Source organism: Enterovibrio gelatinilyticus (genome assembly GCF_028683095.1).
Classification (GTDB): domain Bacteria; phylum Pseudomonadota; class Gammaproteobacteria; order Enterobacterales; family Vibrionaceae; genus Enterovibrio; species Enterovibrio gelatinilyticus.
Map to the genome: position 1 here is coordinate 24,598 of NZ_JAJUBC010000006.1, position 16,104 is coordinate 40,701.

General features: G+C 46.9%; 15 protein-coding genes and 1 tRNA gene. 7 read left to right on the top strand and 9 right to left on the bottom strand.

Going from position 1 to position 16,104, the window contains the following annotated elements; translation table 11 throughout:
• Positions 1-13: 13 nt before the first annotated feature.
• Complete coding sequence (locus LRP50_RS06825) at positions 14-628, bottom strand: LysE family translocator (RefSeq protein WP_274163716.1); 615 nt, start codon at positions 626-628, stop codon at positions 14-16.
• 282 nt (positions 629-910) lie between these two features.
• Positions 911-1,001 (bottom strand) — tRNA-Ser (locus LRP50_RS06830).
• A 309-nt stretch (positions 1,002-1,310) separates the two neighbouring features.
• Between LRP50_RS06830 and LRP50_RS06835 the strand changes: the two genes are divergently transcribed.
• Entirely contained in the window at positions 1,311-1,616 is a 306-nt protein-coding gene (locus LRP50_RS06835) for a carbohydrate porin (protein ID WP_274163717.1), read from the top strand.
• Positions 1,617-1,736: 120 nt separating this feature from the next.
• On the opposite strand, the gene LRP50_RS06840 is transcribed toward LRP50_RS06835, so the two are convergent.
• Positions 1,737-2,624 carry a LysR family transcriptional regulator gene (locus LRP50_RS06840; protein ID WP_274163718.1) on the bottom strand — a complete coding sequence of 296 codons (888 nt, stop codon included), beginning with the start codon at positions 2,622-2,624 and terminating at the stop codon, positions 1,737-1,739.
• A 129-nt stretch (positions 2,625-2,753) separates the two neighbouring features.
• On the opposite strand from LRP50_RS06840, the gene LRP50_RS06845 reads away from it, so the two are divergent.
• The gene (locus tag LRP50_RS06845) at positions 2,754-4,436 is read left to right on the top strand and encodes an amidohydrolase (protein WP_274163719.1); all 1,683 of its coding nucleotides are present in this window, start codon (positions 2,754-2,756) and stop codon (positions 4,434-4,436) included.
• Between the two features lie 88 nt (positions 4,437-4,524).
• On the opposite strand, the gene pstB is transcribed toward LRP50_RS06845, so the two are convergent.
• The 4 genes from pstB to LRP50_RS06865 all read right to left on the bottom strand — a co-directional run bounded on the left by pstB (position 4,525) and on the right by LRP50_RS06865 (position 9,218).
• Positions 4,525-5,277 (bottom strand): phosphate ABC transporter ATP-binding protein PstB, encoded by a 753-nt coding sequence (pstB, locus tag LRP50_RS06850; protein ID WP_274163883.1) that lies wholly within the window; start codon positions 5,275-5,277, stop codon positions 4,525-4,527.
• Positions 5,278-5,416: 139 nt separating this feature from the next.
• On the bottom strand, positions 5,417-6,718 hold the full coding sequence (gene pstA, locus LRP50_RS06855) for a phosphate ABC transporter permease PstA (RefSeq protein ID WP_274163720.1): 1,302 nt from the start codon (positions 6,716-6,718) through the stop codon (positions 5,417-5,419).
• On the bottom strand, positions 6,711-8,093 hold the full coding sequence (pstC, locus tag LRP50_RS06860) for a phosphate ABC transporter permease subunit PstC (RefSeq protein WP_274163721.1): 1,383 nt from the start codon (positions 8,091-8,093) through the stop codon (positions 6,711-6,713). Before pstC ends, pstA begins: the two co-directional genes overlap by 8 nt.
• An 84-nt stretch (positions 8,094-8,177) precedes the next feature.
• Positions 8,178-9,218, bottom strand: coding sequence for a substrate-binding domain-containing protein (locus tag LRP50_RS06865; protein ID WP_274163722.1), 1,041 nt, complete (start codon positions 9,216-9,218; stop codon positions 8,178-8,180).
• A 455-nt stretch (positions 9,219-9,673) separates the two neighbouring features.
• Between LRP50_RS06865 and LRP50_RS06870 the strand changes: the two genes are divergently transcribed.
• Positions 9,674-10,186, top strand: a complete 513-nt coding sequence (locus LRP50_RS06870) for a hypothetical protein (RefSeq protein WP_274163723.1) — start codon at positions 9,674-9,676, stop codon at positions 10,184-10,186.
• A 113-nt stretch (positions 10,187-10,299) separates the two neighbouring features.
• On the opposite strand, the gene LRP50_RS06875 is transcribed toward LRP50_RS06870, so the two are convergent.
• Together LRP50_RS06875 and LRP50_RS06880 are read right to left on the bottom strand one after the other, a co-directional pair.
• A complete protein-coding gene (locus LRP50_RS06875) occupies positions 10,300-11,424 on the bottom strand; it encodes a GGDEF domain-containing protein (RefSeq protein ID WP_274163724.1) in 1,125 nt (374 codons plus the stop codon).
• Positions 11,425-11,672: 248 nt separating this feature from the next.
• On the bottom strand, positions 11,673-12,581 hold the full coding sequence (locus LRP50_RS06880; RefSeq protein ID WP_274163725.1) for a LysR substrate-binding domain-containing protein: 909 nt from the start codon (positions 12,579-12,581) through the stop codon (positions 11,673-11,675).
• Positions 12,582-12,713: 132 nt separating this feature from the next.
• Between LRP50_RS06880 and LRP50_RS06885 the strand changes: the two genes are divergently transcribed.
• The 4 genes from LRP50_RS06885 to LRP50_RS06900 all read left to right on the top strand — a co-directional run bounded on the left by LRP50_RS06885 (position 12,714) and on the right by LRP50_RS06900 (position 16,076).
• Positions 12,714-13,868 carry a DSD1 family PLP-dependent enzyme gene (locus tag LRP50_RS06885; RefSeq protein WP_274163726.1) on the top strand — a complete coding sequence of 385 codons (1,155 nt, stop codon included), beginning with the start codon at positions 12,714-12,716 and terminating at the stop codon, positions 13,866-13,868.
• Positions 13,837-14,778: an ornithine cyclodeaminase family protein gene (locus tag LRP50_RS06890; protein WP_274163727.1), complete on the top strand. Its 942-nt coding sequence runs from the start codon at positions 13,837-13,839 to the stop codon at positions 14,776-14,778. Before LRP50_RS06885 ends, LRP50_RS06890 begins: the two co-directional genes overlap by 32 nt.
• Positions 14,779-14,922: 144 nt before the next feature.
• Entirely contained in the window at positions 14,923-15,207 is a 285-nt protein-coding gene (locus tag LRP50_RS06895; protein ID WP_274163728.1) for a 2Fe-2S iron-sulfur cluster-binding protein, read from the top strand.
• A gap of 197 nt (positions 15,208-15,404) precedes the next feature.
• Entirely contained in the window at positions 15,405-16,076 is a 672-nt protein-coding gene (locus LRP50_RS06900; protein ID WP_274163729.1) for a YoaK family protein, read from the top strand.
• Positions 16,077-16,104: the final 28 nt, after the last annotated feature.

Here is a 16,104-nt window from a genome sequence, read left to right on the forward strand (position 1 = left end):
ACGCTGCTTGAAATTACTGACGACTAAGTAAGAGATTGAGACCAGAAAACGCTAAGAAGGCGGCACATGCTTTATTGAAACGTTTTGCCATTCGGGGTTTAGCGAACCATTGCCTGAGGTAGATGCCAAACACTGCATAGATAGATATTGCCGTCATTTCCAGTGCTAAGAACGTGCAACCTAATACGAAAAATTGCTGGTGAACGTTTGCGGAAACATCCACAAATTGAGGAAGAAAAGCGGTGAAGATCAATATTGCTTTCGGGTTGCCAGACGCCAGAATGAATTCTTGCTTCGCGAGACCAAAGCGGTTTTGATTAGTATCGATTTCAGACACTGGGCTTGATTCTGAGCGCCAAAGGCTGACAGCAATCCAAAGCAGGTAAAGAACGCCAAACAGTTTGATCGCAAAGAACAGCGTTTCGGACGCATACAGCACCACGGCTAACCCCGACGCTGCCAACGCTATCATGACAGCAAACGCAGTAATTCTGCCTAACCCAGCAATAAACGCAGATTTAAACCCATAGCACCGCGCATTATTCATGGAGAGGAGATTGTTCGGTCCCGGGGTCATGTTCAGCGCAAAGCATGCCGGAATGAAGAAAAGCAGCGTCCAAATTTCCACGATATCTCCCTGATGAATTTCTCAAACAAAGCTTTAGTTGCGAGCTACCATCGCTTGTGAATTGAACCACTATAGACACTTAACCCTTTCAATCCAAGAATGCCGAACGCCAGATACGAAAAAGCCCGCTCACTCCTGTTATCAAGAGAAGGCGGGCTTAATCTGATTTGGTGGAGCCAGTTCGAGGCATAGAGGGACTTTCAAATCCCGAGATAGAATCACCATCGCTGGAATGCAAAAAGGCCGCTGTATCTTTGGCAAGAACAGCGGCCTTTTCTAATTTGGCGGAGAGATAGGGATTTGAACCCTAGGTGGGCTATAAACCCACGCCGGTTTTCAAGACCGGTGCTTTAAACCACTCAGCCATCTCTCCGTTGTTGCGGCGAATATTACAAAGCCCTCGCCTGCTTGTAAAGCCTGAATTTGCTGAAATTTGTTTGTTTGCGCAGCCTTTAAACAGTTAGAGGGTTTGTTCATCAGTTTAATGGTTTTCTCGGCACACTAAAATGAATCGATGACGAATCACATTCTAAACGCAGGTTGTCATCCAACCCTGTGTTTTTTGATGAATGATATCTGTCATAAAGCCGACTCGGGCATCATGTTGTTATCAATCGCGTGCACCTGAAAATACTGAACACGGCTGCTTAAGTAAGCTGCACCCACCGAATTTTTACCCTGCTTGGCATCTGCATCGCCTAACGGTGGTCAGGCGTTGTTCTTCGATCGCCCGCAAGACAGCTGGGGCATCGGTTACTACCACCTCACGCTCTCAAACGATTTAAAAAACACCGTCAATAGCATTCTTGATATAGCAGATTTGCCTATTGATGCCCGCATGAGAAATGAACAAGGCGTTGAAGCCTACTATGCCTATCAAGCAACGCCTTGGTTGACCTTCACTGCGGATCTTCAGTACGTGGAATCCATGGTATCAACAGAAGATAAAGCCCTGCTATTTGGGCTAAGAACGAATATTCGTTTTTAATTAAGCAGCTTCTATCTCCAAAACGCGCTTCACACCTTTGGGCAAGCCATGGGTATATTGATGCTTCTCCGATTGCGTCAATATACCCAAAGTGTTCTCTCCTTCCGGCTTGCCCCTTTTTTAACCCAACATGTGGCCTTCTTCGACAAACCAATCAATGGTGTCAGCAAATACCTTTTGGTTATCTTTTCCAATGGCGAAAAAAACATTCAGCCCAATCATTTTACTTTTTGGTAGCTCTTTAAGCTTCAACTCGACCAACTCACCGCTCTTCAAATAGGGTTGCATGTAATCTTCTGGCATTGCCGCCCACCCCTGTTGCTTAATCATCTCGCAAAGCAAATCATGGTTACTTACCACATGAAACCGAGGTGAAATCTTGGCGAAGCCGACGTTAAGCGCCAGAAAGTTTTCACTGATATATTGAGTTTCACTTTGCAGATGATGAATAGTCACCGCCTCCATGGCAGACAGTGGGGATTCTTTCGCCGCATAGCATTTCAAATGTAAATGACCCAGCGTTTTCCATGTCACCTCCGTTTCAGCAAAAGCCATGTCTCGGTTGGGCATTAATGCAAAATCCGCTTCGCCCTCTTTCAGCATGACCAAGGCTTCCTGACGCGTTCTGTGCAGCCAGTTAACCACCATGTTGGGATAGTGTTCTTTCACCCTCTTTTCAATACTGACCATTAAATTCAAAGGGGCAAAGACATCATGCACAACCGTAAGTGAATGAACATCACTGTCGAAAAGTGATTGGCTGAAGTAATGGAGCTCGCGGTTTTGTTTATCCACCACCTTAGCTTGAAAATAGAGTTTACTGGCTTTCTCTGTAGGAATGGCTTTTCGGCCATCAATGATGAACAGGTCGTAACCCACACCATCTTCAAACGCCATCACATGTTCACGCACCGTGGTTCGCGATTTTCCCAGCAGTTTTGCAGCGGCACTGTAAGAGCCTTGCTCGTATACAGCAATGAAGGTGGCGAGTTGCTCTAAGGTATGCATTCTGTTCCTATCCGTTGCACCTCTTGTTAGTAATACCCTAACAAAACTGACTTTGTCGTAAATGAATTTCAGTTAAAAATAACTGTGAGTTCAAAATCCTACTTAAAAAAACTTATGGCAGAGGTCGATATGAAAATTTTCCCGCTTTCTTTGATCGCTTTAGCGCTCTCCTCGTCGATGGCATTCGCTGCACCAGATCTTATTCTGAAAAACGGCGACATTGTTACGGTAACAAGTGAACAAGATCGCGCTCAAGCTATCGCCATCAAAGACGGTAAAATCGTCGCGGTTGGCAGCACGAAAGACGTGCTCAAACAGAAAGGCAAAAACACTGAAGTACGCGATCTTGAAGGCAAAACTGTCACGCCAGGTTTTATCGACGCTCATGGTCACTTTGCGAATTACATTCCCTTAGCAAACTCGCTGTTTGTTTACCCTTCTCCAATGGGAACAAGTGACAGTGTTGGTGACATTCAAAACGAACTCCAACGCCATTTTTCACAGCCAGGATTAAATAAAGACATTCTTCACATTGCATTCGGTTATGACGACTCTGTTCTCGCTGAAAAGCGTCACCCAAATATACAAGAAATGGATAAGGTTACCGGTGATTTCAGCGTTTGTATGATGCACGTCTCTGGTCACTTAGGCGTGTGTAACACGGCAGGCATGACACAAATTGGTTACTCCACAGCATCAGAGAACCCGAGCGGCGGCATTATCCACAAAGATAGCAACGGTGAGTTGACTGGCTTGATTGAAGAATCCGCGACTTATGCGCTTTTTCCACATTTGACGGTTGGCAGCCAAAAGGAGGCCCTTGCCAATTGTCAGAAGGCTCAAGATCTCTTTGCCAGTTATGGTGTGACAACCGCGCAAGAAGGTTTAGCAACGGCTTCCACACTAGGGCTTATCAAATCCATGGCCGATACTGGCGCACTAAAAATTGATGTATTGGCGTATGCCAAATGGGTAGATTTCGAAACCATCTTGGAGAACATGAAGCTTGGTGAGTACAACAACGGCCTGAAACTGGCGGGGATGAAAGTCACGGGTGATGGCTCTCCTCAAGGAAAGACCGCTTTCCTATCTACGCCGTACTTTGAAGTGCCGCACAGCCACTCTTATCACTATCACGGCTATCCTGTCTTGAACCAAGATGAAATGGATCACTACGTAGATTTGGCTTTTCAACACAACGCACAATTGATCAGTCACGCGAATGGTGATGCCGCTGCCGATTTACTGTTAAATGCAGTAGAAAAAGCCAACGCAAAGTACGGGGAGCGAGATCACCGCACTACAACGATTCATGCTCAAACGATGCGTCTCGACCAAATCAAACGCATGCGTGATGCCGGAATGATGGCGTCTTACTTCCCAGCTCACACCTTCTTTTGGGGTGATTACCATCGCGACTCTGTTCTAGGCCCATGGCGCGCATCAAACATCTCTCCGATGGGATGGGCTGAGGAGTTTGGGCTAACATACACCATTCACATGGATGCTCCCGTTGCCTTCCCAGACCAAATGCTAAACATGTGGACCGCCGTTAACCGTGTTACGCGTTCTGGCGAAACGCTAGGTGAACACCACAAAATCACCCCTTACCAAGCACTGGAAGCCGTCACTAAAACCGCGGCATACCAAAACTTTGAAGAAATAGAAAAAGGCACTATCGAAGTGGGAAAACGAGCAGACTTGGTCGTTTTAGCACAAAACCCTTTGAATGTTGAGCCATTGGAAATCAAAGACATTAAGGTGTTAGAAACCATCAAAGATGGTAAAACTGTGTTTGAATTCGCGGGCTAAACATGGGTGAATAACATCACTTAATACGAATCAAAAAGGCGGACTCCATGTCCGCCTTTCATGTTATTTCTCACTTAAAAACAACAAACTAACCGAAACGCCCACTGATGTAATCACGTGTTAATTTATGCTCTGGGTTGTTGAATACGTTTTCGGTGGTATTCAACTCTACTAAGTCGCCCAAATGAAAGTAGGCGGTGCGGTCTGAGACACGCTTAGCTTGTGACATGGAGTGCGTGACCATCACGATGCTGAAGTTCTCTTTCAGTTCTTCAATCAAATCTTCGATGATACCCGTTGCGATTGGGTCAAGTGCTGAACACGGCTCATCCATCAGAATCACTTCCGGTGCAATCGCGATGCTTCGCGCAATACAAAGGCGCTGTTGCTGGCCACCCGACAAACCAGTCGCAGGCTGATCCAAACGTGACGCTACTTCATCCCACAAACCTGCACGGCGCAGTGATTCTTCGATCACGCCGTCTAGCTCGTCTTTGCTGTCAACCAAACCATGAATACGCGGGCCATAAGCCACATTGTCATAGATGGATTTCGGGAATGGGTTTGGACGTTGGAATACCATGCCGACTTGTGAACGCAACTCAACGATTTCTTGCTCTTTGGCATAGATATTATGGCCGTCCAACAAAATCTCGCCTTTCACTTCACAGCCAGGAACCGTATCGTTCATGCGATTTAAACAACGAAGAAACGTGGATTTACCACAGCCTGACGGGCCAATCATGGCAAGCACTTGTTTCTCACCAATATCGAGATTGATGTTACGAATGGCTGATTTTGCGCCCGCTTCGTAGCTCACGCTGACGTTTCTAGCCGTCATTCTTGGTGCGTCTACAAACGGGACACCACAGGTCTCTTTCGGGGCTGCAGTGTGCTCAGCCGCTTCCATTTTCTTTTTCTGCGGGAATTCACCGACATGTGTCATTGCAGTTGTGGTCGTGGTTGTCATTTCCATACTCCTACCATCTGCGCTCTAAGCGCTTACGCATGATAACGGCACATGCGTTCATAAATGCCAAGAACGCCAGCAGCACCATAATTGCGCCCGATGTATTCTCAACAAAACCTTTTTCTGGGTTTTCTGCCCAGAGATAAATTTGTACAGGTAACGCCGTTGCTGCATCGAGTGGGCCAGAAGGCACTTCTACGATAAATGCAACCATACCAATCATCAGCAGCGGCGCGGTTTCACCCAAGGCTTGTGCCATCCCGATGATGGTGCCAGTTAGCATGCCCGGCATTGCCAAAGGCAATACGTGGTGCATGACCATTTGCATTTTTGATGCGCCGACACCCAATGCAGCATCACGCACGGATGGCGGCACAGCTTTGATCGCGGCACGGCTTGAAATAATGATGGTTGGCAGTGTCATCAAGGTCAGTACCAAACCGCCCACTACAGGCGCGGAGCGAGGTAAATCCGCCACATTCAAGAACACAGCCAAGCCGAGCAAACCAAACACAATCGAAGGAACCGCTGCCAGGTTATTGATGTTGATTTCAATCAGTTCGGTGGCACGGTTGCGTGGCGCAAACTCTTCTAGGTAAATTGCTGCAGATATACCAATTGGAAAGCTCAAGGCTAACGTGACCAACAAGGTGTAGAACGAGCCAACGGTTGCGCCCCAAATGCCGGCAAGCTCTGCATCTCGGCTATCGCCATTGGTGAAGAAGTTCTTGTTAAAGACAGTGCGCACATTGCCTTCACGCTTCAATTCGTCATACCACTCAATTTGCTGGTTCTTGAACTGACGACCATCTTCAGGAGTGCTGGCTTTGATGTTGCCCTTGTTGTATTGGTTGAAGTTATCACCCGCTTGCGCCCAATACTCGAGCTTCTGTCCAATCAAGGATGGGTCCGCAATCACCCTGTCCCGCAAATCGTATTCTGCACCGTTCGATAGAAACGAATACAGCGCACGTTTGTTCTTGCGGCCATCAACAGGGATTTCTTGAAGAATGGCTTTGCGCACCACTTTGCGGAAGCTAGCATTCATTAATGTCTTTTTGTTGATGTCTTGCCCATCAATACCCAACGCGCTTTCAGACAAATCCACGGTCAGTTTGATTTCCGTGGTGTAGAACGCGGTGTAGCCGTCAGAGACAATGGTTGTCATCAGCACGATCAGAAAAGCAAAGGCCATGGATATAGAGGCAACACCATAGAAACGGAAACGCTTTTCTTTTGCGCGGCGACGTGCGACGCCAGCTTTGACTTTCGCTCGCTTAGTTTCAGCGATTTTCAATAATCTATCAGTCATACTGCTCTCGATATTTCTTCACGATTCGAAGTGCGACAAAGTTAAGCGCCAAGGTCACGACAAACAACGTCAAACCTAGTGCGAATGCTGCAAGTGTTTTCGGGCTATCAAACTCTTGGTCGCCCACCAGCAAGGTCACGATTTGAACGGTGACTGTGGTAACAGAATCGAGGGGATTCGCGGTGAGGTTTGCTGAAAGGCCAGCAGCCATAACAACAATCATGGTTTCACCGATTGCTCGGGAAACGGCGAGCAGCAAACCACCGACAATGCCCGGTAATGCTGCAGGGAGAACCACACTTTTGATGGTTTCTGAGCGCGTTGCCCCTAAGCCTAGCGACCCATCGCGCAGCGCTTGAGGTACGGCGGTGATCACGTCATCCGACAGTGATGACACAAACGGGATAATCATGACGCCCATGACGGCACCCGCGGCAAGTGCGCTCTCTGAAGATGCGCCACTCAGGCCAATAGAATGTGCGATATCGCGAATGAATGGCGCGGCAGTCAATGCTGCAAAGAAGCCATAAACCACGGTGGGGATACCCGCGAGAATTTCCAAAATCGGCTTAACGATATTACGCACTCGTGGAGAGGCGTATTCCGCCAAGTAAATCGCACTCATCAAGCCAATTGGCGCGGCGATACACATGGCGATCAATGAGATCATCAAGGTACCGGTAAAGAGTGGAATTGCGCCGAATGCACCGCTTGCACCTTGCTGATCAGCACGAAGTGCAATTTGTGGCGACCAAGATGTTCCAAACAAAAAGTCGGTCACAGGAATTATTTGGAAGAAACGAATCGCTTCAAACAACACAGAAAGGACGATACCTAAGGTAGTCAAAATCGCCAGCGTTGAACAAAACATGAGGAAGATTTGAAGGCATCTTTCTACATAGTGTCTGGCTTTCAGCTTAGGTTTAACGATACGCCAACCTAATGCCAACCCCATCAGAGATAAAGCTGCAACGGCGACAAAACGCAAGGTCTGCCCGATGCCTTCTAGGTGTTGATAGTGTCCTGCTGCTGCCAATAGGCTTGGGTCTTCTGTTTGGAGAACACCGTTAGCAATATGGATAATTTGGCTATATAGCAGTTGGATATTCTGGTGCGAGTCAATGGTCGCTTGCGGCAGTTGCGCCATAACCAATGATTCAACCAGACTTGGCTCGACGGCTTGCCAAATCACCAGCAATATAAAACTCGGAATTGCTGCGAGAATGGCAGCAAACGAACCGTAATATACAGGCCGAGAGTGAAGCGTGTTCAAACCACCGTTTACGGTAGCAACATCTCGGGAGCGTTTTTTGGCGAGGAAATAGGCGCTAAAAGTTAGCAGCACTACCATCACCATCAATGTGGATGTCGTCATCCCTATTCCTTAAATCCCTGATACAGCTAAAGTGGTGTGCCTTTCGGCCCACCACCAAGGGTCAACAGACCCTATAGTTACAACTTACAGATTTGGCGTTAAATCTACTGCGCTGTTGCGAACCAGTTTCCAATCACGTGCTGACAGTGGAATCAGACCACGGTCAGTCAGGTAACCTTCGTCACCAATTGCATCTTCAGAAGTAAATGCCGCAACATACTCTTGAAGGCCGGGGATAACATCTGAGTGCGCTTTCTTCACGTAGAAGTAAAGTGAACGAGAAACAGGATAAGAACCGTCACCAATTGCATCGAAGGTAGGTACTACACCGCCGATTTTCGCGCCTTGTACTTTGTCAGAGTTTTGCTCAAGGAAGCTGTAACCAAAGATGCCGAACGCGCTTGGGTTAGCATCTAGCTTCTGAACGATCAGGTTGTCGTTCTCGCCAGCTTCGATGAATGCGCCATCTTCACGAATACCGTGACACACGGCTTTGTACTTTTTCTTGTCCGCTTTTTTCATCGCTTTCAATGCTGGGTACTGCTTACAGCCGCCTTCCATTGCTAGTTCAACGAATGCATCGCGAGTACCCGACGTTGGTGGTGGACCAAGCACTTCAATTTTCAGGGCTGGAAGTGACGCGTTGACGTCTTTCCACGTTTTGTTCGGGTTTTCGATAAGGTTGCCGTTTGCATCTGGCACGACTTTCGCGAGCGCAGTGAAAAGGTCTTTCAAAGTGATGTCGAACTGCTGCGATTTCTTCGAGTTTGCGAAGGCGATGCCATCGTAGCCCACTTTCACTTCAACGATGTCTTTGACGCCGTTCTTGGCACAAAGCTCAACTTCAGAGCTTTTGATTTTGCGAGAAGCGTTAGTAATGTCTGGCGTGTTTTCACCAACGCCGGCACAGAACAGCTTCAAACCGCCGCCTGAACCCGTAGATTCAATTTTTGGTACCGAGAATTCTGAGGTGCGACCGAAGCGTTCCGCTACTACTGTCGCAAATGGGTACACTGTTGAGGAACCAACAATACTAATGTAGTCACGTGTTGCTGCCGCTGCGTTACCTGCTGCAAACGTTGACAGGCATACTGTGGATGCCGCAATCAGAGTCTTAAGTTTCACATCAACCTCCAAGTCGATATCTATTCTGTGAAGCAGTGCAAAGCGCTAACTGCTTTCGATTTCGGTTAAAACTGACGTAAAAGTTAGAGCCCTAATGTGACGCTTAGCTTAACGAAATGTGAACATTCCATTACATCGGCAGCCCGATCACCACTGAAACATTAACTAAATCAATACGTCACGCGAATGACATATTTCACCCTTAGGTTATACCCAATAAACCTGAAGATGCTCGATTTCAGGTTGCTGAGTATATTTCCCATGCCTCAATCTCCGCGCCTCTGTAGCGCTCATAGCAGTTTGCAGGTATCAACGTTTTTTCTCGCAGAGCACGCATGATGAAAGCCAACAAGTGGTTTCTCATTGCCGTGATTGTTTGTCGCGAAAGTCAAAAAGCGCACACAACAGCAATCAAAACGGCTCACCTAGCGGTGACGCGAAAATAGGAAAAATGCATGACGAGAAAAAGCGAACCCACCACATGCCAAAAGCAAGCATGCCAAGAGCCAGTTTGCCAAGAGGGAGCATTGACCAAAATAGGTTTAGCAGGGCAAGCTAGCCGTCAAAACGCCAAACCCAGCGTCTTGTTTCTATGTGATGGAAAGGAGGGATATTCTCTTGTTGCTCAGTCGATACTGACGCACAAAGCAAATAGCTATTTCAGAGGATTTAGCGCGTTCACGAGCAGTACCTGCGACGTCACATCGGCATGCCACGCACTTCATCAATACAACATTGTCTGTAGCGATAAATATCATTTAAAAATCGACAATTACAAGGAAGAACGCGTCGACTACCTCATTGCCATGTCCCCGTCATCGGTTCAATCAGGGAAACCTTTGCCTGAGTATTCAAAGTTCATTCCTTGGGATGTCACAGGAGGGGGCGAGGTAAGCAATAAACACAGTGTTGTGAAATACATCAACGAGCAAATTAACTATTTTCTCTCTGTTTATCTTTATCGGTAAAACTATCGACAACACAACACTTTCGCGATCAATCCACGGATTGTCGACGCTGTCTCAAGCGTGACGGCATCACGCTAGTTAACGCATAAACGGTTAAGATAGGCTGTAAACGATCAAGATAATGATGTAATTGTCACCGGACGCTTCGAAGCAGAAATCGCACAATTACGCCCTTTACCTTTCGCTTCCACCAACGCGCCATGAGCGAGATTAATCAGCTTATCTAGCGCTTTAGAAAAAGGGATCTTCTCTTCGCTGTCACTACGAAATGCACAATAACCTACGCTGATGGTCACTGGCGTCCCATCCACTTCACACTGAGCCACATGCTCAGCCATTCGTACACACACTTTTGCAACTTCTGATTGCAAGGTATCAGGGAACCATACCAAAAATTGTTCACCACTATAGCGTGCAACATAGTCATAGTTGCGAACCGCTTGTCTGAGCGCCACTGCAACCCCCTTGAGGATTCGGTCGCCCTCTTCATGCCCATGTTGTTCGTTGAACATATGGAAAAAATCGATATCGACCAAAGCAATAGCACCTTCCCCATCTCGGCGAATGAGCTGGTTCACTTCACGATGAAGATAATCAAACAGTGCCCCACGGTTAGGCAATTCTGTTAATGCATCGACATGTTGAATTTTCTCTAGTCTCTGACTCAAAACCCGATAGGACTCGCGAGCACCCCGCACTTCTTCACGGTACTCTTCGTTTTCTAGTTTCAGTTCCAATAAGCCCGCCATGAGCAACAAGGCTTCTTCGTCAAGAGGATGTGCCTCCCCTACTGTCTCTCCACAAAAACTCAACGTTCCCCAAACGACACCATTGAAATAAATCGCTACTCCCCAGTAAGCGACGGGCAAACTTTTAATAAACAGATGCCCCTTCAGCTTGTCATGCACGCGAGTATCTGCGGCAAGTATCGGTGTTTGCTCGCTCACTGCGATTCCACAAAATGAGGTAGACAACGGCGCAGTATCACCTGCCTGACACGCCGAGAAACTCCCTCCAACCTCTGCTGGCCTTGTATAACACTCGACAACCTGCAGTTCTTGATCACCAACGCAAGTTAACTTCCCCGCATTCGCCGCAAAGTAATTCGCCCCAATTTCAAGCAACTGTGTCGCCCACTCAGAGAACGTCATGTCACGGCGTCGGCTCAACTGTTGTATGTGCGTCAACAAGGTATCGAGCGATGCTCGGCGACCAGACAGCTCAATATCGGTGGTCATATATGTGTCCCATTTGCGATATGTGTATTAAGAGGAATAGCACAGACTCAGGATTAATCGAGGATCAGTCAATTCTGTCATCATTATTTGCAATAACCATGTAAGTACGCGGTCACCGCTAAAAAAATCAAAAGTAATGAGATACAAAACACAGTATCGATTGTTCAAATATGATCACTTTCCCCCTCCCCAAAAAAGCGATTAAATATTTCGTATCAATATTGTCGCATTTGTTTTCTACGCGCCGTTCATTGCCACGGTGCTGGGGATAATCTTTCTTTTAATAACTCTATAAATCCAGAAATACGTGCAGAACGCTCTTTCTCTTGGCTACCTAATAAAGCAACGATGTTTGCATCAGGTAATAAGTAATTTGGTAACAACCGTATAAGTTCACCATTATTTATCTGGGGTTGGACATCCCACTCTGAACGCATAATGATTCCTAAGCCGGCTCTCGCCCAATCTTTAATCACTCGACCTTCATTGCTAGCAAGTGATGGGGTGATCCGCATGACTTCATGCTTTCCATTTGAACCATCAGTAAACTGCCATAAGGTGACATCTTCATTATTCTCTCGTAATGCAATGCATTGATGTTTAGTGAGGTCTTGAGGTGTATCCGGGTATCCCATTTCCTGTACATATTTTGGAGAGGCGCATATATAGCGTTGATTTGAAGCAAGTGTGATCATCTTTAACGACGAGTCATTCAACGCGCCAATATAAATGATGATGTCCCACTTATGGTGACTCGACCAATTAGGATTGTCAGACAGTTCCAGTTCAATATCGAGTTGAGGATGCTGAGATTTATACTCGCCCAGTAATGGCGCAACATAGTCATTGCCAAAGCCAAGAGGTGCTAAGACCCTTAACGTCCCACATACCTGCTCTTTCCTCTCATCAATCTGTTCTTGTAACTCGTCCAGCCCTCTGAGAATAACTACGCCTTTGTCATGCAGTAGCTGGCCCTCCTCTGTCAGACTCACGATACGAGATGGTCGTTGGATCAGCGTGACCGATAGTTTTCGTTCGATATGTTGAAGCCTGAGCGTCACGGAGGGCGGTGTAATATTCATTGCTCTCGCTGCATCAGCCAGCGTTCTGTGGCTTGCAATCGTCACGATGAATCTTAAGTCTTCAGAGGTGATCATTAGGTTATAACCTAATCAATAAGTTAATAAATATTAATGTAAAACAAAATGTGTTTTTTGGATACTGATTGTCAGACGGGAAATTGAATACACCACTGAGTGTTTGACCACTGATGCATTAGGCAGATGATTATGTTCAAGAATTCGGAATTTAAACATAACGACGAGACGCTAGATACGCCATTTTTGTTTGTTGATAAGCAAATCTTTCTTAGAAACCTAGAAAGACTACGCAAAGAAATTGAAGGTCTTGGGGCGGCATTAAGACCACATTTTAAAACAGTTAAATCGCTCGATGCGGCGCCCTATCTATTGCTTGAAAAGGCTTCCCCCATCACGGTCTCGACCGTGAAAGAAGCCGAAGCACTCGCTAGTGAAGGCTATACCAACATCATCTATGCAGTTGGGATTTCCGCTGAAAAATTACCACGAGTGCACCAACTCCTTTCTAAAGGCGTCGAGATCAGGGTGTTGCTGGATACGGTAGAACAAGCGCAAATTCTGAATCAATACGGCAACGATAACCACTGCACTGTCCCTGTCTTAATAGAAATCGACTGTGACGGCCATCGCGGAGGCATTCGACCAGATAGCCCCTTGCTGATTAACATCGCACAGTTATTACACCACGGCTCAGCGGATTTTCAAGGGGTACTCACCCATGCTGGCGAGTCTTATCTCTGTTTTGACCAAGCCTCTTTACGCGCTGCCGCTGACAATGAAGTGAAAGCTGCGCTAAAAGCGGCTAATCATCTTCGCTGCGCTGACATTCCGTGCGAAATTGTCAGTATTGGCTCCACACCGACAGCGCACAGTTACCAAGACCTAAACGGCATTACGGAAGTAAGAGCGGGTGTCTATGGCTTTTTCGATTTGATCATGGCTGGGATTGGCGTGTGCAATATCAACGATATTGCCGCAAGCGTGGTCACGACGGTAATAGGCCATAACAAAGAAAAAGGCTGGTTGTTTATCGATGCGGGATGGATGGCACTTTCTTCTGATCGAGGTACCGCCAACCAACCCAAAGACTGCGGGTATGGTTTGCTCATTGACAGATCCGGAAAGTTACTCCTTCACCATCAGGTCATCACGGTCAATCAAGAACACGGTATTGTCGGTTCAGTAGATGGTAGCTCTATCGATTTTGACGCGTACCCTGTTGGCTGCCGTTTGCATGTTTTACCGAACCACGCTTGCGCCACAGCGTCAATGCACGCCCACTATCATGTTTTTGATACACATGATAATTCTCATGAAGTCTGGACGCGAATATTGGGGTGGTAAGATGATTTATTTAGACGAGAACCAAACCGCACAACTTATCTCTCACGATCTAGCTTATATTGCCGTAAAAGAGGCGCTTGTTGCCGCGACTTGCAACGAAACAAGGCTATTCCCGGTTGTAAATGCTTCAGGCCCACAAACTGACTCTGTGTTTTCATTAAAGTCAGCTTGTACATCAACGTTGGTGGGTTGGAAAACTGGCACCTACTGGCCTGATAACCAAAATATACCTTGTCACGGTACAACTGTTTTTTTGTTAAGCCCACAAACTGGGGAATTGGTCGCTGCGGTTGCTGCAAGCAAGGTGAATGCCTATCGTACTGCTGCTGCGGACGCGGTAGCTGTTGACTACCTCGCTCGAAAAGATGCCTCAGTATTAAGTGTGTTCGGAACCGGGCATCAAGCAGAGTATGAAGTCTTAGCCATTTCAGCTGTTCGACATATTTCCCGAGTCATTGTGGTTGGGAGAAACAAAAGCAATACGGAGAGTTTTGTTGGCCGACTCGCTAAGCAAGGAGTACCAGCGGAAGCTGGAACTGCTCAGTTTGCATGTGAGCATACAGACATTATTGTGACAGCAACCACGGCCAAAGAGCCGTTATTCGTCGCTGATTGGGTAAAGGCTGGCACTCATATTTCTGCGATGGGCGCCGATAAAATTGGAAAGCAGGAATTGCCCGTAGCGCTATATCAATACGCGAAGTTATATTGTGATCATGAGCCGCAGTCACTTGTTATTGGGGAGTTCCAGCACACTCAAGATGCATCAATCACTGAAATAGGTAAGGTTATAGCTGGTGAATCTGCGGGGCGTGAATCAGCCAATGATATTACTGTTTTCGATAGTTCAGGTATTGCTGTCCAAGATCTGTTTGTTGCGGCCAAATTGATCGAGTTAAGTCAAAAGTAAGCAATGATTGAGTGCTAGCTCCATTCTTAGATACCAACCCATACATGAAAATACCGGGGGGTGATTAATGCCCAAATGCAAAGTCTGTGGCTAGCGACTACCCTTTTAGATACTGCCTTGAGTTAATACAAAAAAGGGATAGCTATGCCAACCGTTACATTCGGTCATACAGGACATTCAGTGCAACTTTCCAGCGGAGGTTCTCTGATCGATTTAGAAGATGCAGGACAAAGTGAAGTACCGTTCGGTTGTCGTTCAGCAGCATGTGGAACCTGCGCCATTGACGTAACCGCAGGTATGAACAACCTAAGCCCCAAAAATGAAGAAGAAATCGATCTGCTTGATACCTTAAATATGGACGGTGATAAGCGTCGATTAGCTTGCCAATGCAGTGTATACGGTGACATTACGATCGTTCCCGTGAACTGATCGTCCTCATTCAACTAGACGCCATCATTCTGCTAGAGGCCGGTTGTTGTCTTGCTCCTGAGTCTCGAACCGCTTTCTGTTCGAGCTTTTGATCTAAACCGCGTGATCAGACGCGGTTTAATGTAAAATATCCCCTCTGTTAATCGGCTTATCGCCGAGCTTTTCGTCTTACCTCTCATGCCAAAATAGGTTCACACGTGATATCCAAGCTTCCCAAATGGGTTGAGTATGGGGCATTTGTTCTTGCCCTCACCGCCGGTTGCGTTAATGGCATTGGATTGCTCGGATTTGAGCATCAAGCCATTTCTCATCTATCAGGTACTGCCACATTGATCGGCACGGATTTGATTAACAGCCACCCTGCGCAACTCGTTCACTTGTCGAGTATTCTTGCTGGATTCTTTGGTGGTGCGTTACTTTCAGGTTTCATTTTGAAAGATGGCACGCTGGCCCTAGGCCGACGTTATGATGTGCTTCTGTTAGTTGAAGCTGCGTTGCTGTTTGGCGCGGTTTATCCCATGCAACAAAACGCGGTTTATGGGCTTTATTTAGCTGCCGCTGCGTGCGGTATTCAAAATGGATTGGTGACGAGTTATAGCGGAGCCATTGTTCGCACCACCCATATTACGGGCATCATTACGGATTTGGGGTTGATGTTTGGTGCCAAGCTGCGAGGGCAACCTATTAACCGCCGTAAATTGGTCTTGTTTGTCGTCATTGCCATTGGTTTCATCTTGGGGGGCACATTCAGTGCCGTTATTTTCCCTCTGATTGGCGCTTGGTCTTTCGCCGTACCTGCAACGGTGTGTCTGTTACTTGCAATGATTTATCGCATTCACATGAGGCAAATCAGCGTTCGTCTTCGCTAGCGTTTCTCCATAAAAACTTGACCACAGC